The 21,053-nt window shown below is 64.6% G+C and carries 13 protein-coding genes; 10 read left to right on the forward strand and 3 right to left on the reverse strand.

The window, feature by feature from the left end:
* The 6 genes from Q0S16_RS02910 to Q0S16_RS02935 form a co-directional block, all read left to right on the forward strand.
* Positions 1-3,642 (forward strand): alpha-2-macroglobulin (locus Q0S16_RS02910; protein WP_295844839.1); only part of this gene is annotated, 3,642 nt, incomplete at its 5' end.
* A 74-nt stretch (positions 3,643-3,716) separates the two neighbouring features.
* A complete protein-coding gene (gene pbpC, locus Q0S16_RS02915; RefSeq protein WP_295844892.1) occupies positions 3,717-5,759 on the forward strand; it encodes a penicillin-binding protein 1C in 2,043 nt (680 codons plus the stop codon).
* Positions 5,760-5,809: 50 nt separating this feature from the next.
* The gene (locus Q0S16_RS02920; protein WP_295844841.1) at positions 5,810-7,552 is read left to right on the forward strand and encodes a glycosyltransferase family 39 protein; all 1,743 of its coding nucleotides are present in this window, start codon (positions 5,810-5,812) and stop codon (positions 7,550-7,552) included.
* Complete coding sequence (locus Q0S16_RS02925; protein ID WP_295844845.1) at positions 7,552-8,391, forward strand: phosphatase PAP2 family protein; 840 nt, start codon at positions 7,552-7,554, stop codon at positions 8,389-8,391. Before Q0S16_RS02920 ends, Q0S16_RS02925 begins: the two co-directional genes overlap by 1 nt.
* Positions 8,392-8,448: 57 nt before the next feature.
* Positions 8,449-9,204, forward strand: a complete 756-nt coding sequence (locus Q0S16_RS02930) for a glycosyltransferase family 2 protein (RefSeq protein ID WP_295844852.1) — start codon at positions 8,449-8,451, stop codon at positions 9,202-9,204.
* Positions 9,204-9,542, forward strand: a complete 339-nt coding sequence (locus tag Q0S16_RS02935) for a lipid-A-disaccharide synthase N-terminal domain-containing protein (RefSeq protein WP_295844856.1) — start codon at positions 9,204-9,206, stop codon at positions 9,540-9,542. Before Q0S16_RS02930 ends, Q0S16_RS02935 begins: the two co-directional genes overlap by 1 nt.
* A 29-nt stretch (positions 9,543-9,571) precedes the next feature.
* On the opposite strand, the gene Q0S16_RS02940 is transcribed toward Q0S16_RS02935, so the two are convergent.
* A complete protein-coding gene (locus Q0S16_RS02940; RefSeq protein ID WP_295844859.1) occupies positions 9,572-10,597 on the reverse strand; it encodes a helix-turn-helix domain-containing protein in 1,026 nt (341 codons plus the stop codon).
* Positions 10,598-11,201: 604 nt separating this feature from the next.
* Here Q0S16_RS02940 and Q0S16_RS02945 point away from each other — a divergent pair.
* Complete coding sequence (locus Q0S16_RS02945; protein WP_295844860.1) at positions 11,202-14,609, forward strand: autotransporter domain-containing protein; 3,408 nt, start codon at positions 11,202-11,204, stop codon at positions 14,607-14,609.
* 69 nt (positions 14,610-14,678) lie between these two features.
* On the opposite strand, the gene metC is transcribed toward Q0S16_RS02945, so the two are convergent.
* Positions 14,679-15,872 carry a cystathionine beta-lyase gene (gene metC / locus Q0S16_RS02950; RefSeq protein ID WP_295844861.1) on the reverse strand — a complete coding sequence of 398 codons (1,194 nt, stop codon included), beginning with the start codon at positions 15,870-15,872 and terminating at the stop codon, positions 14,679-14,681.
* A gap of 327 nt (positions 15,873-16,199) precedes the next feature.
* Here metC and Q0S16_RS02955 point away from each other — a divergent pair, with 327 nt between their 5' ends.
* From Q0S16_RS02955 to Q0S16_RS02965, 3 genes are read left to right on the forward strand one after another with little or no spacing between them, the layout of a single operon-like run.
* Positions 16,200-17,216 carry an amino acid ABC transporter substrate-binding protein gene (locus Q0S16_RS02955; RefSeq protein ID WP_295844863.1) on the forward strand — a complete coding sequence of 339 codons (1,017 nt, stop codon included), beginning with the start codon at positions 16,200-16,202 and terminating at the stop codon, positions 17,214-17,216.
* Between the two features lie 23 nt (positions 17,217-17,239).
* Positions 17,240-18,445 carry an ABC transporter permease subunit gene (locus Q0S16_RS02960; protein ID WP_295844864.1) on the forward strand — a complete coding sequence of 402 codons (1,206 nt, stop codon included), beginning with the start codon at positions 17,240-17,242 and terminating at the stop codon, positions 18,443-18,445.
* Positions 18,442-19,962, forward strand: a complete 1,521-nt coding sequence (locus tag Q0S16_RS02965; protein WP_295844867.1) for an amino acid ABC transporter permease — start codon at positions 18,442-18,444, stop codon at positions 19,960-19,962. The genes Q0S16_RS02960 and Q0S16_RS02965 overlap by 4 nt, the downstream gene beginning before the upstream one ends.
* Before the next feature lie 19 nt (positions 19,963-19,981).
* Here Q0S16_RS02965 and Q0S16_RS02970 read toward each other — a convergent pair whose 3' ends face one another.
* On the reverse strand, positions 19,982-21,019 hold the full coding sequence (locus tag Q0S16_RS02970; protein ID WP_295844869.1) for a cysteine synthase A: 1,038 nt from the start codon (positions 21,017-21,019) through the stop codon (positions 19,982-19,984).
* Positions 21,020-21,053 lie beyond the last annotated feature (34 nt).

Consider the following 21,053-nt stretch of genomic DNA (forward strand, 5'->3'; position numbering starts at 1 on the left):
GAAACCGTGTACCTCACCGCGCTGTTGCGCGACGGCCAGGGCAATGCCGTGACCGGCGGACCGCTGACGCTGGTGATCGAGCGCCCCGACGGCGTCGAATTCCGCCGTACGCAGCTTCCGGATCAAGGCGCCGGCGGCCGCAGCATGGCGTTGGCGCTCAACTCGGCGGTCCCGACCGGGACCTGGCGGGTGCGGGCGTTCACCGACCCCAAGGGCTCGTCGGTCGGCGAGACCACCTTCATGGTCGAGGATTACATCCCCGAGCGGATCGAATTCTCCCTTACCGCCAAGGAGAAGCTGATCAAGGCTGAGACTCCGGTCGAACTGAAGGTCGACGGCCATTTCCTGTATGGCGCACCCGCCTCCGGCCTGCAGCTCGAAGGCGACCTGCTGGTGGCGCCGGCCTCGGGTCGGCCGGGCTTCGCCGGCTACCAGTTCGGCGTCTCCGACGACGAGACCACCAGCAATGAGCGCACGCCGATCGAGAACCTGCCGGAAGCCGACGCCAATGGCGTCGCGACCTTCCCGGTCAGCCTGGCCAAGCCGCCATCATCGACGCGGCCGCAGGAAGCGCAGTTCTTCATCCGCATGACCGAGGCTGGCGGCCGCGCCGTCGAGCGCAAATTCGTGCTGCCGGTGGCGCCGGCGGCGGCGATGATCGGCGTCAAGCCGGACTTCAAGGACAAGAACGTCGCCGAGGGCGACAATGCCGGCTTCGACGTGGTGTTTGTCTCGCCCGACGGCAAGACGCTGGCCCGCGGCGGGCTGCGCTATGAGCTGCTGAAGATCGAATCCAGCTATCAGTGGTACCGGCAGAGTTCGTCGTGGAATTACGAGCCGGTCAAATCCACCAAACGTGTCGCCGATGGCGAGGTGAACGTCGCCGCCGACAGGCCGGCGCGGATCCAGTTGCAGCCGCAGCCCGGCCGCTACCGCCTCGATGTCAAATCGGCCGAGGCGGATGGTCCGCTGACCTCGGTGGCGTTCGACGTCGGCTGGTATTCCGACGGCAGCGCCGACACGCCGGACCTGCTGGAGACCTCGATCGACCGACCCGATTATGCCGCCGGCGACACCATGACGGTGTCGGTCCATGCACGCACGGCCGGACGCCTCACCATCAACGTGCTCGGTGATCGGCTGCTGACCACGCAGAGCGTGCAGGTCGGCCAAGGCGCCTCGCAGGTGAAGATCCCGGTCGGCAAGGATTGGGGCACCGGCGCCTATGTGGTGGCGACGTTGCGCCGGCCGCTCGACGCCAGCGCCAGGCGGATGCCGGGCCGGGCGATCGGGTTGAAATGGTTCGGGATCGACAAGAAGGCGCGCACGCTGGATGTTGCGCTGTCGCCGCCGGCCTTGGTGCGGCCCGGCACGACGATGAAACTGCCGGTCAGGCTGGGTGGCCTCAATCCCGGCGAGGACGCCAAGATCGTGGTGGCCGCCGTCGATGTCGGTATTCTCAACCTCACCAACTACAAGCCGCCGGCGCCGGATGATTACTATCTCGGCCAGCGCGGCATGAGTTCGGAAATCCGCGACATCTACGGGCAGTTGATCGACGGCATGCAGGGCACCCGCGGCCAGCTTCGCACCGGCGGCGATTCCGCCGGCGCCGAGCTGCAGGGCTCGCCGCCCTCGCAAAAACCGCTGGCGCTGTATTCCGGCATCGTCACCGTGGCGGCCGATGGCAGCGCGGAAATCTCGTTCGAGATTCCGGAATTCGCCGGCACCGCGCGTGTGATGGCGGTGGCCTGGACCGCTACCAAACTCGGCCGCGCCACCACCGACGTGATCGTCAGGGATCCCGTGGTACTGACGGCGACCTTGCCGCGCTTCCTGCTGTCCGGCGACCGCGGCACCATGTCGTTCGACCTCGACAATGTCGAAGGCGCGCCGGGTGATTACACTATCAGCGTCAAGACCGCGGGCCCGGTAAAGGTCACCGGCAATCCCGCCACCACCGTGAAACTCGCGACCAGGCAACGCTCCTCGATGGCGCTGGCGATCGATGCGGCGGGGGCAGGGAGTGCGCAGCTCGATGTCGACATCAAGGGCCCGAACGGGCTGACGCTGGCGCGGCATTACGACCTCGACGTCAAGGCGGCGACGCAGATTCTGGCGCGACGCTCGATCCGCACGCTGGCCAAGGGCGAAAGCCTGACGCTGACCTCCGACATGTTCTCCGACCTGGTTCAGGGCACCGGCGGCGTGTCGCTGTCGGTGGGTCTCTCGACGGCGCTCGATGCCGCCACCATCCTGAAGGCGCTGGATCGCTATCCCTATGGCTGCTCCGAGCAGATCGCCAGCCGGGCGATGCCGCTGCTCTATGTCAACGACCTCGCCGCCGGCGCGCATCTGGCGATGGACACCGGGATCGACCAGCGCATCCGGGATTCCATCGACCGGCTGCTGGCGCGGCAGGGCTCGAATGGTTCGTTCGGCCTGTGGTCGTCGGGCGGCGACGATGGCTGGCTCGACGCCTATGTCACCGACTTCCTGACCCGCGCCCGCGAAAAGGGATTTGCGGTGCCAGACGTGCTGTTCCGCAGCGCGCTGGAGCGGGTCCGCAACTCGGTGGTCAATGCCGCCGAGCCGGAGAAGGACGGTGGCCGCGACCTGGCTTACGGGCTGTATGTGCTGGCCAAGAACGGCACCGCGCCGATCGGCGATCTGCGCTATCTCGCCGATACCAAGCTCGGTAATCTGGCGACGCCGATCGCCAAGTCGCAGCTCGCCGCGGCGCTGGCGCTGGTCGGCGACCGCACCCGCGCCGAACGCGTCTATGCCGCGGCGGTCGAGAGTCTCGCGCCAAAGCCGGTGCTCGAATTCGGCCGCGTTGATTATGGCTCGGCGCTGCGCGATGCCGCGGCATTGGTATCGCTGGCCAGCGAAGGCAACGCGCCCAAGGCGACGCTGACGCAGGCGGTGCAACGTGTCGAGGCGGCGCGCGGCTTGACGCCGTTCACCTCGACGCAGGAGAACGCCTGGCTGGTGCTGGCGTCGCGCGCGCTGGCCAAGGAGGCCAATACGCTGACGCTCGACGTCAATGGCGCGCCGGTCAAGACGGCGCTGTACCGCAGCTACAGGTCCAGCGAGATGATCGGACAGCCGGTCAAGATCACCAATACCGGCGACACGCCGGCACAGGTGGTCGTTTCCGTCAGCGGCTCGCCGGTGACGCCGGAGCCCGCCGCCGCCAACGGCTTCAAGATCGAGCGCAGCTATTTTTCGCTCGACGGCAAGCCGGTGGATGTCAGCAAGGCCCGGCAGAACGATCGCTTCGCGGTGGTGCTGAAGATCACCGAGGCCAAGCCGGAATACGGCCACATCATGGTGGCCGATTATCTGCCGGCCGGCTTCGAGATCGACAACCCGCATCTGGTTTCGTCGGGCGATACCGGCACGCTGGACTGGATCGAGGATGGCGAAGAACCGGAGCACACCGAATTCCGCGATGACCGCTTTACCGCGGCGATCGATCGCAAGAGCGACGACAAGGCGGTGTTCACGGTCGCCTATGTGGTGCGCGCGGTGTCGCCGGGCAAATACGTGCTGCCGCAGGCCACTGTGGAAGACATGTACAACCCCTCGCGCTACGGCCGCACCGGGACCGGTGTGGTCGAAGTGATGAAGGCAAAATGAGCGAGGTACCCGCCATGACGCCCGCGGCGCTTCCGCGACGTTGGCGGCGACTGAAGGTCATGACGGCCGGCCTTATGATGACCGCCGTGATTGTCGCGAGCGGCTGCGCGCTGTGGGTTCACTCCCTCGGTCCGTTGCCGCTCGAACAAACAAAGCAAATTTCCACCACCGTCGTCGATCGCAACGGCAGACTGCTGCGCGCCTACGCAATGGCCGACGGCCGCTGGCGGTTGCCGGTCGAGGCCAAAACTTCTGTCGACCCGAGCTATCTCACCTTGCTGCTCGGCTACGAGGACAAACATTTCTACCGCCATCACGGGGTCGACCCGCTGGCGCTCGGTCGCGCCGCGATTCAGCTGTTGATCCGCGGCCACATCGTGTCGGGCGGCTCGACCATCACCATGCAGCTCGCAAGGCTACTGGAGCCGCGCCAGAATCGAAGTCTTGCGGCCAAATTGCGGCAGGCGGTGCGAGCCCTGCAGATCGAGCAAAAGCTCAGCAAAAACCAGATCTTGGACCTGTATCTTGAACTGGCGCCGTTCGGCGGCAATCTGGAGGGCATTCGCGCCGCCTCGATCGCCTATTTCGGCAAGGAGCCGAAGCGGCTGACACTGGCGGAGAGTGCGCTGCTGGTGGCGCTGCCGCAGTCGCCGGAAACGCGAAGGCTCGATCGCCATCCCGCCATCGCCCGCATCGCGCGGGATCGCGTGCTGGATCGCATGGTGCGGGATGGCAGGGTGTCCGCCGCCGATGCATCGCAGGCGCGCGCGGTCATCGTGCCGAAGCTGCGCAAACCGATGCCGGTGCTGGCGCCGCATTCGGCCGATCAGGCAATCGCTGTGATGAAGAACGTGCCCATCATCCAGCTGTCGCTCGATGCCGGCATCCAGCGCGCCCTTGAAGGGCTCGCCCGCGACCGCGCCGCCGCGCTGGGCGCGAACATCTCGATCGGCCTGATCGCCGTCGACAATGACAGAGGCGACGTCATCGCCCATGTCGGCTCGCCGGATTATTTCGATGACCGCCGTGCCGGCCAGGTCGACATGACTCGCGCGGTGCGTTCGCCGGGGTCGACGCTGAAACCCTTTATTTACGGCCTCGCCTTCGAGGACGGCTTCGTCCATCCGGAGAGCCTGATCGAGGATCGCCCGATCCGCTTCGGCGCCTACGCGCCGGAAAATTTCGACATGACATTCCAGGGCACGGTGCCGGTGCGCAAGGCGCTGCAGCTATCCCTGAACGTGCCGGCGATCGCATTGCTCGACCGCGTCGGCGCGTCGCGGCTGTCGTCGCGCTTGAAGCAGGCCGGCGGCCAGCTGGTGCTGCCGAAGGACGAGGCGCCGGGTCTCGCGATGGGCCTCGGTGGCGTCGGCATCACCTTGCGCGATCTGGTGCAGCTCTACGCCAGCCTGGCGCGCGGCGGCAGCGCCAAGCCATTGCGTGAAATCATGCAGGTCAATGGCGGTGACGACCGCGAGACGCTGCGGCTAATGGACCCGGTCGCGGCCTGGCAGGTCGGCAACGTGCTGATGGGAACGCCGCCGCCGGAGAACGCCGCGCATCACCGCATCGCCTTCAAGACCGGCACCAGTTACGGCTTTCGCGACGCGTGGTCGGTCGGTTTCGATGGTCGCATGACGATCGGAGTCTGGGTTGGCCGTCCGGATGGGGTCCCGGTGCCCGGCCTGGTCGGCCGGACCGCCGCCGCCCCGATTCTGTTCGATGCCTTTGCCCGCACCGGCAAGCTGCCGATGGCGCTGCCGAAGCCGCCGAAGGGCACGTTGTTCGCCAATAATGCCCAATTGCCGCTGCCGCTGCGCCGGTTCCGTCCTCTCGGTGAGTTGGTCCGCGGCGGTAGCGAGCAGGCATTGCGCATCCAGTTCCCGCTCAACGGGTCTCGGATCGACGCCAGTTCCGGCGAAAATCAGTTCGCGGCTTTGCCGGTGAAGGTCGCCGGCGGGGTGTTGCCGCTGACCATGCTGGTCAACGGGGTGACCGTCGGCGGGATCGATAGCCGCCGCCAGCGACTGGTCGATCCGCCGGGTCCGGGTTTCGTCCGGCTGACCGTCATGGACGCTTCGGGCGCCGCGGACACAGTTGTGGTCAGAATTCAATAAACCCCGGCTAAGCGGTTGTCGGTGTGGCGGTTTCAGCGTATGCGACAACCATGGCCGAGACCTATGCAAGACCCCGCTTTGGCGCGCCGCGCGAGCCGAAAACCCGAGTCAATCCGGGTAACGGGCTGGTGCGCGTGCTCGATTATGTCACCTCCAGCCATGCCCGGTCGATCGCTTTCCTGACGATCTGCGGGCTGCTGTTTTTCCTGCCCGGGTTCTTCAATATCCCGCCGGTCGATCGCGACGAACCGCGTTTTGCGCAGGCCACCAAGCAGATGGTGGAAACCGGCGATTTCGTCGATATCCGTTTCCAGGACGAGGTTCGCTACAAGAAGCCGGTCGGCATCTATTGGGTGCAGGCGGCCGTGGTGGAGACGGCCGCGAAACTGGGCCTGCCACGCGCGCAGGCGCGCATCTGGCTGTACCGCGTACCGTCGCTGATCGGGGCGATCGGCGCCGTGCTGCTGACCTACTGGACCGCGCTGGCCTTCGTGACCCGGCGCGCCGCGGTACTGGCGGGGCTGATGATGTGCGCGTCGGTGCTACTGGGGGTGGAGGCCCGCCTCGCCAAGACCGACGCGATGCTGCTGCTGACGGTGGTCGCCGTGATGGGGGCGATGGCACGGGTCTATCTGGCGTGGCAGCGTGGCGAAGAGGCCGACAAATCGGCCTGGGCCATACCTGCAATCTTCTGGACCGCGACGGCCGGCGGCATTCTGCTCAAGGGCCCGCTGATCCTGATGTTTATCGGGCTGACCATTCTGGCGCTGGCGATTCTCGATCGCTCGGCGGCCTGGTTGTGGCGGCTGCGGCCGGCGGTCGGCGTGACGTGGATGCTGCTGCTGGTGCTGCCGTGGTTCGTCGCGATCTTTCTGAAGTCGGGCGAGGCGTTCTTTTCCAATTCGCTCGGCGGCGACATGCTGAGCAAGCTCGCGGCGCAGGAATCGCATGGCTTTCCGCCCGGCGGCTATTTCCTGCTGTTCTGGGTGACGTTCTGGCCCGGCGCGCCGCTCGCCGGCATGGCGGCGCCTGCGATCTGGCGCGCGCGGCGGGAGCCCGGCGCCCAGTTTCTGCTGGCGTGGCTGATCCCGTCCTGGATCGTGTTTGAAATCGTGATGACCAAGCTGCCACATTACGTGCTGCCGCTGTACCCGGCGATCGCCATTCTGATCGTCGGGGCGCTGGAGCGCCGCGTGCTGTCGCGTTCCTGGTTGAGCCGTGGCGCCGCATGGTGGTTCACAATTCCGCTCCTGACCGCCGGGATTACGCTGGTCGGCGCTGTGATGCTGGTGCGCCATCCGGTATTTCTGGCGTGGCCGTTCGCCGCCGGCGCGCTGATCTTCGGCCTGTTTGCCTGGTTGATGTATGACGACAACCGTGCCGAACGCTCGTTGCTGAGCGCGACGGTCTCGGCATTGTTCATGAGCGTCGCTTTTTACGGCGTGGTGATGCCATCGCTGAAGCCGTTGTTTCCGAGTTCGGAAATCGCGCGGGCGTTGCGCAATGTGGTGTGCGTCGGTCCCGGGGCGGCGGCGGCCGGATTCCACGAGCCCAGCCTGGTGTTCATGACCGGGACCTCGACGCTGCTGACCGACGGCTCCGGCGCCGCCGATTTCCTCGGTCAGGGCAGCTGCCGATTTGCCCTGGTCGAAGCCCGTTCGGAGCGTAATTTCGCACAGCGCGCCGAGGCGATCGGCCTGCGCTACAATATGGCGACGCGGATCGAGGGCTATAATTTCTCGCAAGGCCGGGCAATTTCGGTGGCGATCTATCGTTCCGAAGGCACGGAATAATGCCGCCCGTTACGGCTAGTGTTTCGTCCGGTTATCTGTCGCAACTGGCCGCGCTTGTCTGGCAATCCGTCGCCCAGCTGGTCCGCGCGCCGTCGCATTCACGCCGCGCCGAGGCTCGGCGACATTGGGCTTTGCGATCGCTGAGGTTGGCGATCCTCGCAGCGGTCGTGATCGTTGCGCTGATGTTCATCGTCGATGCCTACGAGATCAGCCTGATGCCGAAACGCGGCAGCGTCAGCCTTTGGCCGCTGCGGATTCTCACCGAATTCGGAAAATCCAGCTATGTGATGTCGGCGCTGTTGGCGCTGCTTGTCGCGGTGGCGCTGATTGCAGCTCGGCTGCGCGGCACATCGCGCGCCATCCTGATCAGTTTCGGAACCCGTATCCAGTATATCCTGTTGTCGGTGATGCTGGCCGTTTTCAGCGGCGAGATCATCAAGGGCATGGTCGGCCGCGGTCGCCCCTTCGTCGGTGGCGACAATGTCTTCACCTTCTCGCATTTCGCCTGGAGCGAGGCCTATGCGAGCTTGCCGTCCGGCCATGCCACCACCAGTTTCGCGCTGGCCTTCGCCGTTTCCGCGGTATGGCCGCGGGCGCGCCTGGCGATGTTCACCTATGCCATTGTCATCATCCTCACCCGCCTGGTGCTGCTGGCGCACCACCCGAGTGACGTCATGGCCGGTGCTCTGACCGGGGTGATCGGCGCGATGGCGGTGCGTTACTGGTTTGCAGCGCGCCATCTCGCCTTCACCATTCGCCCCGACGGCAGCATCGATCCGCTCATCGGACCCGGGACGGTGCACCTCAAAAGGGTTGCCCACGAAGCCATCGCCCCATAAAAAGCGGACTCCGCGAGGCCCGCCGGCGGCCAAGTTCCCGCCGGGTTGTCTCCAGCCATGAGCCTTGATTTGTCATCCTTCGAAACCGCCCCCGTCGATGTTTCCATTGTCGTGCCTGTGCGCAACGAGCAGGACAATGTCGCGCCCCTGATCGCCGAGATCACGGCGGCGCTCGACGGCCGCTGGCCCTATGAGATCATCTACGTCAATGACGGCTCGACCGATGCGACGCCGGCGCGGCTGGCCGATCTGATGCGAATGCGGGGCAATCTGCGCCGCATAGACCACGCCAAGTCCTCGGGGCAGTCCGCCGCGGTGCGCAGCGGCGTGCGTGCCGCGCGCGGCGCCATCGTCGTCACGCTCGACGGTGACGGCCAGAACAACCCGGCCTTTTTGCCAGACCTGATCGCGGTCATCGAGGCGGGGCAGGGGCGTGTCGGCCTTGCCGCCGGTCAGCGCGTCGGGCGCAAGGATACCGGCTTCAAGAAGATGCAATCGAAGATTGCCAATGGCGTCCGCAATACGATCCTGAAGGATGGTACCCGCGATACCGGCTGCGGCCTCAAGGCGTTCCGCCGCGACGTGTTCCTGTCGATGCCCTATTTCGATGGTCTGCATCGGTTCCTGCCGGCACTGGTGCGCCGCGAGGGTTTCGAGATCGGCTATGTCGATGTTATCGACCGGCCGCGCCATTCCGGCGTTTCCAATTACGGCTTCTTCGACCGGCTCTGGATAGGCATCATGGACCTCGCCGGCGTGTGGTGGCTGATCCGCCGCAAGCGCCCGACGCCTGTCGCAACCGAGTTCAAATAATGCTGATTCATTACGGCCAGGCGCTCGGCGACTATCTGTATGACGTATTCGTCGCCAAATTCGATTTCTGGCTCGCCTTCGGCCTGATCGCGCAACTGCTGTTTACCGCGCGTTTTCTGGTGCAATGGATTTCCAGTGAACGCGCCGGCACCAGCGTGGTGCCGATGTCGTTCTGGTTCTTCTCGATCGCCGGCGGCATGATGACGCTGGTCTACGGCATCGCCAAGCGCGAGCCGGTGATCATCATCGGCCAGGCGGCGGCGACCTTCGTTTACATCCGCAACATCATGCTGATCGTGAAGAACCACGCCAAGGGCTCGAAGACGCTCGACAGCTAGAGATCATGGCGAGGAAGCGCTGGCCGTCATCACGCCGCGTTGGCGGCGGCCGGCGATTGGGCGACGCTCATCCACCATTGCTGAACAATTTCCGGGCTTGTGAGTTGCGTGGCCGCCGATGCATCGAGCTGCATCTTGCGATATTTGCTCGCCGTCACGCCAAACCGGGCGCTGAAACTCCGGCTGAAATGCGCCTCACTCTTGAAACCCAGATCGGAAGACAGCCGCGACAGGCGGCGCGTCTCGAGTGGATCGCTGAGAGCGGCCTGCACCGCGAGTAGCCGGCGTTCCTGCACGTAGCGCATGATGCCGCCGCGGCTGGCGAAGAAACGATACAGCGAGGCACGTGAAACATCGAGTTGTGTGGCCAGCCAATCCGGTGACAGTTCCGGCAGCGCGAGATTGTCGCGGATGGCGGCTTCGGTCAGCGCCAGCAAGTTCTCGTCAGCGTCTCTCCGATGCGGCAGAGCATTTCGCGGCGTCGGAGCCAACAGCCTCTTCAGAAAACTGACGGTGTCTGCCACGGTTGTTGCGATGTCGTTCTCGGTCAACTGACCGCTTCGTTCCAGCAGGGACAGCATGTGAGCCGCGAGCAGATCGTTCCTGAACGTATCCAGTCGCGGTTTTAGTTCATCAAGCGGCACGTCGCGCAGCAGCCTGCGCGGAACGATGAGCGACACGGTTCTGGAAGCGAATGCCCGCGTATCGACGGCGCAAGCGAGATCAATCAAGGCAACCTTGCCCGGTCCGATTGCGGTCTGCTGCCGGGTGACGAGGCCGTTGAACCCGCCGCTGACATAGAGATGAAGCAGCAAATGATCCGGCGTGCCGAGAATGCGCAGCTCATCCCTGACAAAATCCTGTGCACTGAATGCCACTTTGGCGATGATCATATCGCCGATGATCACGCCGTAAGCTGACCCGGTGGGAGTCTTTTTAGTACCGGCGCAGGGGCGGGGCTCGAATAACGGTGATATCACCGCGCTCCAGGTCTGGAAGGCGTTTGGCTCTTGCAAGCCGCTGGTGACGTAATAAAGACGCGGAAGGATCGACATGCAACCAGCTTGATTGTCCGCATCAAGGTGTGATGAGGAGGGCTGAAGATTGGAGAGACGAGTTCTAGCAGTGATATGAACGCTGACTTTCACTAGCGGTCAAGTTGAATGGCGCGCTATCAACACCAGAAGTTGCCCGAACGGTTTCGTGCCTAACGGGCCTCGCACCCCCCACGTTTTTCTATAACCGTGATTTACCGATCCGCATTGTCGCGCGTTCCGATGACGATATCACCCTCACTCGTCAATTGCGGTGACGGTCGCCGTGCTGAGACGCTCGGTCAAGGAAAACCATCGATCCGACGTTTGATCCAAGCAATCGCGCTATCCAATCGATGATGCGCCGCACTAGGTTGCAACGACGGAAAACCCCGCGTCGATGATGCATCAAGTGTTGCCAGTTCTGAAACGGCTGCGCCGCGATCAGTTTTTCAACTGGAATATAGCTGCGTATCGGGAGGGGGCTTTGTTCAAGACTGGATATCTTCGTAGTTCGCGAGAGCTATCGGCGTTGCTTCTTTGCTCGACTCTGCTGAGCAGCGCTTACGCCACGACAGCGCTATATGCCGCTGATCGTCCCGCCGGAAAAACGCCTCACCGTGCCGTGAAGCCCGGACCGGTTACGGTGGCGCCGCTGGCCGATGGATTGAGGGATTCACTGGCCCATGCCTTGCGACAGAGCACGTCGGGCCTGCTGGCGCGGGTTTTCGACAGCGTGCACAGCCGGCCGGATTTGCGCGACACAGTGCTGACGCAGGCGAGCCGACTGGCGCCGGCACTGACACGCGACCTCACCACGGCGGCCGATCTTGCCGTGCTGACCGTCGGGGAGAGACTGTCGCTGGCGCCGACCTCCGAACGGATGATGCAGACCCGCGGCGCGAGCTCCGCTGGCCTCGGCGCCTCAGCCTACAGCAACGCGGCGCTCGCGATAAACCCATCGCCGAACTTTCCAGCCCCGTTGCCCAGCGCGACGTTGCAGACCTGGAATCTCGAGATGATCGGCGCGCCGGTTGCATATACCCGCGGCTTCACCGGCGCCGGCGTGTCGGTGGTGGTCGCCGATACCGGCTTCGATGTTACCAACGCCGCGCTCGTCAACAAGCTCAACATCGCGCTGGCCCGCAACTTTGCGGTCAAGAATGGCAGCACTTATGATCCGACCGAGCTCACGCCGCAGACCACGCCGAACAATCCCGACATCCATGGTTCGCATGTGGCAGGCATCGTCGCCGCGCAAAAATTCGACAACGTCCTGACCCATGGCGTCGCCTATGACGCCATGGTGATTCCTTTGCGCGCGATCCTCGAAACCGGCTATTCCACAGCGCCGGGTATCGACGCCAGGGCAGCACCGCTCGAATACTTCGCATCGCTGCCGAATGTGATGGTCTACAATGCGAGCTACGGCCCAGGTCGGGATATTGGAGCGCCGCCACAGAGCGTGTGGTTGAACAACCTGCCAACCGACACCGAAACCCAGGCCATCGGCAAGGTGCTGCAGGCCGGTAAGCTGATCGTCGCTTCCACCGGCAACGAGCGCGAGTCCGACCCGATCGCCGGGCGCAATGCCGCGGGCATGGCGCTGTATCCCTATATACAGCCGGGCCATGCCAATACCGGCGTCTACGCCGACAACGGCACCCGAACCGATCTGAGTGACTACCTCTCGGAAAGGGGCATGATCATCGGCGTGATGTCCGTCGGCATCACCAAGCAGGCAGCAAGCTATTCGAACTATTGCGGCGTCGCCGCGAGTTGGTGCGTCGCCGCGCCCGGCGGCGATGTGAACGTCGCCGATCCGAATGGCGACCCCGCCATCGGAGCGCAGGTCTATTCGACCGTGCCGACCAACACCTACGGCTTCGCACAGGGCACCTCGATGGCCGCGCCGACCGTGTCCGGCGCCATCGCCGTACTGATCCAGGCCAATCCGTCCTATAACGCGCAGGACCTCGCGCATCTGCTGTTCTCGACCACCGAGGACCTCGGTCTGGCCGGCGTCGACGCCGTGTTCGGCTACGGCCTGATCCGGCTCGACCGCGCCACGGCCGGCCCGACGACGCTGGCGGCCGGCAGCACCGAGAGCGTCGCCGCCGGTGACACCACCTACTGGAGTCAATTGCTCAACACCGCCGGTAGCTTCAGCAAGGATGGCGGCGGCATCCTGACCATCGCCGGCCGCACCAATGCGGCGGGCAACGTGTTCGCGGCACTGGGTACGCTGGCGGTCGACGGCACGCTGAGCGTCGCGGCCGGCAGCAGTCTGGACATCGCCCAGCCGGCGACCCTGGCAGGCTTCGGTACCGTCAACGGCAACACCACCATCGCCGGCACTCTTTCGCCGGGCAAGATGGCCAACACCGCCGACCTGATCGGCATCGGCGCAATCGCGCCCGGTACCACGCTGGCGGGCAACTCGGTGGGGATGCTGACGTTCAATGGCAATGTGACGTTGGCCTCCACCGCCACCACGCGGATCGACATCGACGGTACGCTCAACATCCCCGGTGGCCCCGGCACCTATGACCGGATCTATGTCAGCGGCGCCGGCAATGTGTTCTATGCCAATGGGACGCTGACCCCGGTGCTGCGCGGCAGCGTCGGTACCGTCAGCAACTACACACCGGCCATCGGTACCGAATTCGCGTTCGTGAAGGCGCAGGATGGTGCGCGTACTGCCGGCTCCTTCGCGTCGCTGCTGCAGCCCGGCTCCGGCCTCCCGGCCAATGGCCGCTTTGATCTGATCTATAGTCCGACCGCGATCACGCTCGCTGTTACGCCGACCAGCTTCGCCAGTCTGACCGGCAGCAGCGGCAACCAGGCGAGCGCCGCCGAGCGCTCCGTCGTCAACATTCTCGACAAGGACCGCGCTGCTTCCGGCGCAATGCCGAGCGCCAGCGAGAAGGCGCTATACGACGCCTTCTACAATCTCGACACCGAGGCGCAGTACGACAAGGCGCTGGCGCAACTCGGCGGTCCCGGCCAGCCGGCCATTGCCGGCGCCTCGATGCAGGCGTTCCAAGGATTTTTAGGCGCGCTGGGCGACCGTCAGGACGCGCTGGCGCTTGGCGCCGCGGCAGGTCAGACCGGCAGTGGACAATCCTTCGCGTTGTCCTATGCCGGTCGCGTTGCCACCGCCGAGACCGGCAATGCGATGAACGCCCTGGCGAGCCTCCAGCCGAGCGAGCGCGTGCAGGCCGGCTGGAGCCTGTGGGGGCAGGGGTTCGGGCGCAGCAGCCGGGTCGGCGATGCCGGCGAGCTGTCGGGATCGAAGACCACCAGCGGCGGCTTCACCATTGGCGCCGACCGCATGCTGTCGGCGAACCTGATCGCCGGCGGCGCCTTCGGCTATGCCCGCACCAGTTCCACCAGCACCGATATCCGCGGCTCGTCGGACAGCTATGCCGGCGCGCTCTATGCGAGCTGGACACCGGGCGCAGCGGTGCTCGACATCCGCGCCGCGGCGGGACCGAGCCAGATCCAGACCAACCGCGACCTGTCGATTGCGCCCGGCACGTTGCAGGGCAGCACCGGCGGCGTCGGCGCCGGTGTCGCGCTGGAAGCCGGCTATCGCATCCCGGTGGCGATGCTGGTGTTCAAGCCCTATGCCGGTCTGGGCTGGCAGGGTTTTCGCCGCGACGCCTATGCCGAGAGCCAGCAGCCATTCGGCCTGAGTTTTGCGGCGCAGACCTCCGACAGGTTGACATCGACGCTCGGCGTTGCCGTCAGCAGCCGGCTGCAAACACTGGAGGGCCTCACTCTGGTGCCCGAAATGAAGCTCGGCTGGGGCCACGATCTGCGTGACACCACGCTGGTCAGCCAGGCCGCGCTACTCGGGGAAGGCTTCGATGTCGCCGCGGCCGGCCCCGGCCGCGATGCGGCCCTGATCGGCGCTAAAATTTCCGGCTGGCGCAGCGAAAACTTCCGCCTGTTCGCTGCCTATACAGGTGAGTTCCGCAGCAATGCCGAAAGCCATCAGGCCTCGGGCGGCGCCCGCTTCAGCTGGTGACCGATCGCGGCGCGACCCGGGGCGCGCCGCGGCTATCAGCGAACGGCATGCCATGTCCATCGAGCAGACTTAAGCCGCGTTGAGCGCTGCAAATCCGCGCGCAAGGTCGGCCTTCAGATCGTCAACGCTTTCGAGGCCGATATGTAGTCGCAGCGCCGGACCGCCAGGGGCCCAGGTCGTGACGCTGCGATAGGTGGCGCAGTCGAACGGGATCACCAGGCTCTCGAAGCCGCCCCATGAATAGCCCATGCCGAACAGTTTGACCGTATCGAGGAAGGCGTCGACGGCCTTGTCCGACACCGGCTTCAGCACGATGCTGAACAGACCGGAGGCGCCGGTGAAATCGCGTTTCCAGATCGCGTGGCCGGGATGGCTCTCCATAGCTGGATGCAGCACCGTAAGCACCTCCGGTCGCGCTGCCAGCCAGTGCGCCATCTCGAGCCCGGAGCGCTGGTGATGCGCTAGCCGCACCGCCATGGTGCGCAGGCCGCGCAGCGCCAGGAACACGTCATCCGGTCCGGCGCAGATGCCGAGCAGCCGGATGCCCTCGCTGACCAGCGGCCAGGCCTTGGCATTGGCCGAAATGGTGCCGAACATGATGTCGGAATGGCCGCCGATATATTTCGTCGCCGCCTGGATGCTGATGTCGACGCCCTGTTCGAGCGAGCGGTGATACAGCGGCGTCGCCCAGGTGTTGTCGTCGATCACCAGCGCGCCATGGGCATGCGCCACCGCCGCGATCGCCGGCACGTCGGGCATTTCAAAGGATTGCGATCCCGGTGCCTCGACCATCACCACGCGGGTGTTCGGCTGGATCAGCGCCTTGATGCCGGCGCCGATCAGCGGATCGAAGTAAGTTGTCTCGATGCCGTAGCGCGCGAGCATTCCGTTGCAAAAATTGCGCGTCGGGCGATAGGCATTGTCGCAGACCAGAAGGTGATCGCCGGCCTTGAGCACCGAGAGCAAGGCGATCGAGATCGCAGCGAGTCCAGACGGCACCAGGCCGACACCGGCGCAGTCCGGGCCTTCCAGCGCCATCAGTGCTTCCTGCAGCGCCTTGGTGGTGGGCGTGCCGTGGCGGCCATACTGGAATTCACCGCGATGGGCGTGCAACGCCTCGGCGCTTGGATACAACACGGTCGAGCCGCGCACCACCGGCGGATTGACAAAGCCCTTCTGCGCTTCGGTGTCGCGGCCGGCGGTGACGAGAACGGTCTCGACGCCGAGCGATGAGGTGCCGTGGTTATCGTTTGTCACAGTCATGGGTCCGCCACTGTTTTGAAATTGGTCGCCATTGCCGACGCGCGACGCTCCGCCGCGAGCGAAATGCGGTATAGATCCAGTTCCGTACTAACAGGACACCTAAGATTGCCGTCAACCCCTTGACCCGGCTTCCAGATCGTTCTGTGATGCGATGCTTTATTATATCGCTGCCTGTCGAGGGGCCTGCCGCGAATTTCGCTCCGATGCCGTGCTATGGCCAGCCACGACCGTGACAACGGCGGGCCAGGCTCCGGACGAGGTGACGTTCGAAGTGGCATTCACCTTGCATCGATCCCCGCGCCCCGGACGTTCTTGAAAGGCTTCGCCATGAAACGCGCACTTCTGGTTTTCACCCTCGCTCTGACGACCGGACTCGCGATGCAAAGTGCATCCGCGCAAACCCTCAAGACCGTGAAGGACCGCGGCATGCTGTCCTGCGGCGTCAGCCAGGGGCTGCCGGGCTTTTCCGCACCAGACGACAAGGGTAACTGGGCCGGATTCGACGTCGATGTCTGCCGCGCGATCGCCGCCGCCATCTTCAACGATCCGACCAAGATCAAATTCGTGCCGCTGTCGGCCAAGGATCGCTTCACGGCACTGCAGTCGGGCGAGATCGACGTGCTGTCGCGCAACACCACGTGGACGCTGTCGCGGGACACCTCGCTTGGCGTCAATTTCGCCGGCGTGACCTATTATGATGGCCAGGGCTTCCTGGTGCGCAAGTCGCTGAAGGTCAATTCGGCGCTGGAACTGAACAGCGCCTCGATCTGCGTACAGACCGGCACCACCACCGAGCAGAACGTTGCCGATTACTTCAAGGGCAACAACATGAAATATGAGATCATCGCCTTCGGCACCGCCGACGAGGCCGTCAAGGCCTATGAATCCGGGCGTTGCGACGTTTTCACCACCGACGTCTCCGGACTCTATGCCGAGCGGCTGAAGCTCGCCGTCCCCGCCGATCACGGCGTGCTGCCGGAAGTGATCTCGAAAGAGCCGCTGGGGCCGCTGGTCCGCCACGGCGACGACCAGTGGCTCGACGTGGTGAAATGGACTCTGTTTGCGATGGTCAACGCCGAGGAGCTCGGCATCACCCAGAAGAACGTCGATGACATGGCGAAGTCGGACAAGCCTGAACTGAAGCGCGTGTTCGGCACCGACGGCAATCTCGGCGAGACGCTGGGCCTCACCAAGGACTGGGTCGCCCGGATCGTCAAGGCAACCGGCAATTACGGCGAGGTGTTCGATCGCAATGTCGGCTCCGGATCCAGGCTCGGCATCGCACGCGGCCTCAACCAGCTCTGGAACAAGGGCGGTATCCAGTACGCGCCGCCGATCCGCTGATCCGCAAATCGTCGCCACAGGCGATGGATATCGACTCCAGACCCGCGCCCACCCAATACGGCTTCAGGCTGCGCCGGGCGCTGGGAGGGCAGTCGGGCTGGAGCGGATTTGTTCTGCAGATTATGTTCGTCGCCGCGTTGGCCTGGATCGGCTATGAGATCGTTGCCAATGCCCGCAGCAATTTGGCGGCGCAACGGATCGCCTCGGGCTTCGGGTTTCTGTCCAACACCGCGGGGTTCGGCGTCAGTCAGTCGCTGATCCCGTATTCGGAATCCGACACCTATACCCGGGTATTTTTCGTCGGCCTCGTCAATACTCTGGTGGTCTCGGCGATCGGCATCTTCTTCGCCACGCTGATCGGCTTTGCAGTCGGGCTGGGCCGGCTGTCGCCGAACTGGCTGCTGGCGCGGATCGCCGGCGGCTATGTCGAACTGCTGCGCAACCTGCCGCTGCTGTTCCAGATCCTGTTCTGGTATCTCGCGGTGCTGGCGGCCTTGCCCAATCCGCGCCAGAGCATCTCGCTGTGGAACAGCTTTTTTCTCAGCAACCGCGGTTTCGGCGTGCCGAAGCCGATCGGCGCGGCCGGTCTGGAGCCGTTTGCGATCGCCGTCGTCGTCGCGGTGATGGGTGCCGCGCTGTGGCGCAGCCATGCGCGGCGGCAATTATTCCAGAGCGGCCGGCTGATCAAGGTGTGGCCGGTGGCGTTCGGCCTGCTGGTCGGGCTCCCGGTTGTCGCCCTCGTGGCGTTCGGCAAACCGGTGACGTTCGAATATCCCGAACTCAAGGGGTTCAACTTTTCGGGCGGTTCCCGCGTCATTCCGGAATTCGTCGCGCTGACGTTGGCGCTATCGACCTATACCGCCGCCTTCATCGCCGAGATCGTACGCGCCGGCGTGCAGTCGGTGCACAAGGGCCAGATGGAAGCCGGCGCCTCGCTCGGCCTGTCCCGTGGCAATACGCTGCGGCTGATCGTGGTGCCGCAGGCGTTGCGCGTGATCCTGCCGCCGCTCACCAACCAGTATCTCAACCTGACCAAGAACTCGTCGCTGGCGGTAGCGATCGTCTATCCTGATCTGTTCTCGGTGTTCGCCGGGACCACGCTGAGCCAGACCGGGCAGGCGATCGAAATCATCGCCATCACCATGGGCGTGTATCTCGCGATCTCGCTGATCACCAGCGCGATCATGAGTTTCTATGGCTGGCGGATCAGCCGGAGCCTGAGCGCATGAGCGGTGCTGCTTTCGTTGCGAGCGAACTTATTCCGGAACGCCGCGCGCCGGTGAAAACAACGGGGGCGCTCGGCTTTCTGCGCACCCGGCTGCTGAATTCGCCGACCAACATCCTGCTGACCATCGCCAGCATCCTGCTGCTGTGGTTCACCGTCGTTCCGGCCGTGCAATTCCTTCTGGTCGACGCGGTGTGGCAAGGCAAGGATCGCAACGCCTGCCTGACCGAGACCACGGGTCGCGTCGTTGGCGCATGCTGGCCGTTCGTGCAGGCGAAATTCGGCCAGTTCGTCTATGGCTTCTATCCGGAGCCACAGCGCTGGCGCGTCAACCTGACTTTTCTGCTCGGCGCGCTATTGCTGCTGCCATTGCTGATCCCGCGGCTGCCGGCCAAGAGCGTCAATGCCGGGCTGTTCTTTCTCGGATTCCCGGTGGTCGCGTTCTTCCTGCTGCATGGCGGCGGCATCCAGGGGTTTGGTATCAGCTGGATCGCGGACCTGCTTTCGGCGCTCGGGGTGGGTATCGACGAGGCCGGGCGCAAGCTGACGATGGTTGGTGACACGTCGACGATCACCGCTCTGGGGCCAGTGCTGGCCTGGCTCGGCCAAGGCGTCAGCCTGATCGGCACCGCGCTGTTTTTCATCACGTCGCCGCTGTCATGGATCCGCGAGCAGGCACAGGTTCTGGGACAACCGGTGTGGGGCGAGTTGGCCGTCACCGCGGCGGCTGTTTCGCTACTGCTGTTCGTGCTGAACGGCGGCGTCCGCACCGGCTGGCGGGTGCTGACCAGTACGCTGGCGTGCTTCGTCGGGATCGCCATCGTCATCGCCCTGTTGCGGCTCGACCGCGGCGGCCTGCCGATCGTTGATACGAGGGTGTGGGGCGGCCTGCTGGTGACGCTGGTGGTGTCGGTGACCGGCATCGTCGCCTCGATGCCGGTCGGCATCGCGCTGGCGCTGGGGCGGCGTTCGACGATTCCGCTGATCCGGGTGTTCTGCGTGGCCTTCATCGAATTCTGGCGCGGCCTGCCGCTGATCACCGTGCTGTTCTTCGCCACCTACATGCTGCCGCTGTTCCTGCCTGGTAATTTCACCGTCGACGGGCTGGTTCGCGTGCTGATCGGTATCGCATTGTTTGCCGGCGCCTATAATGCCGAGGTGATCCGCGGCGGGCTGGCCGCGATTCCGCGTGGCCAGGCCGAGGCCGCCAGCGCGCTTGGCCTGTCATACTGGAAAACGACGGGTCTGGTGGTGATGCCGCAGGCGCTGCGCCATGTCATCCCGGGCCTGGTCAACAGCTTCATTGCGCTGTTGAAGGACACGTCGCTGGTGTCGATCGTGGCGCTGTTCGACCTGCTCGGGCAGTTGCGGGCCGCGTTCGCCGATCCGGTCTGGTCAACGCCGACCACGGTATTCACCGGCTTTGCCTTTACCGGGATGCTGTACTTCGTGCTGTGCTTCGGAATGTCGCGCTATTCACTGTTCGTCGAGCGCCGGCTCAACGCGCACCAGCGAAGCTGAATGCGCCACGGCGCCTCGATCAGACGTTCTCGAACGGCACCTTTATGCTGCTTTTTCGCGCCAGCCATTCCGGCACCGGCAGATTCTTCGACCGCATGAATTCCGGATTGTACAGTTTGGACTGATAGCGGCTGCCATTGTCGCACAGGATGGTCACGATGGTGTGGCCCGGACCCATCTGCTTCGCCAGACGCATCGCGCCGGCGATATTGATGCCGCTGGAACCGCCGAGGCAGATACCCTCATGCTCGAGCAGGTCGAACACGATCCGGACGGCCTCTTCGTCGTGGATCTGGTAGGCATCATCGATCACCGCCCCTTCGAGATTGGCGGTGATGCGGCCCTGGCCGATCCCCTCGGTGATCGAGGAACCCTCGGACTTGAGCTTGCCGTGCTTGTAGAACTCATACAGCGCCGAGCCCATCGGATCGGCGAGCGCGATCTTGATCTTGTCGTTGAACGCCTTCAGCCCGATCGAAACGCCGGCCAGCGTACCGCCGGAGCCGACCGAACAGACAAAACCATCGACCTTGCCATCGGTCTGCTGCCAGATTTCCGGCGCGGTGGTGTTGATATGGGCTTGCCGGTTGGCCAGATTGTCGAACTGGTTGGCCCAGATCGCGCCATTGGGATCTGACTTCGCCAGCTGTTCGGCGAGGCGGCCCGACAGTTTCACGTAGTTGTTGGGATTGGAGTAGGGCACCGCCGGCACTTCCAGCAGCTCGGCGCCGCCCAGCCGCAGCATATCCTTCTTTTCCTGACTCTGGGTGTCCGGCATCACGATCACCGTCCGGAATCCCAGCGCCTTGGCGACCAGCGCCAGGCCGATGCCGGTGTTGCCCGCCGTGCCCTCGACCACCGCGCCGCCCGGGCGCAGCGCACCGCTGGAGATGGCGTCGCGGATAATGCCCAGCGCCGCGCGGTCCTTCACCGAGCCGCCGGGATTCATGAACTCCGCCTTGCCGAGAATGGTGCAGCCGGTCAGTTCGGAAGCGCGCTTCAGCCTGATGAGCGGCGTGTGGCCGATCGCCTCGACGACGTCTTGGTCAATGTTCATGATGCGGAATTCTTGCCCGTTGTGCGTAACAGGC

Origin of the sequence: Tardiphaga sp., assembly GCF_025356345.1 — a bacterium.
Lineage (GTDB): Bacteria > Pseudomonadota > Alphaproteobacteria > Rhizobiales > Xanthobacteraceae > Tardiphaga.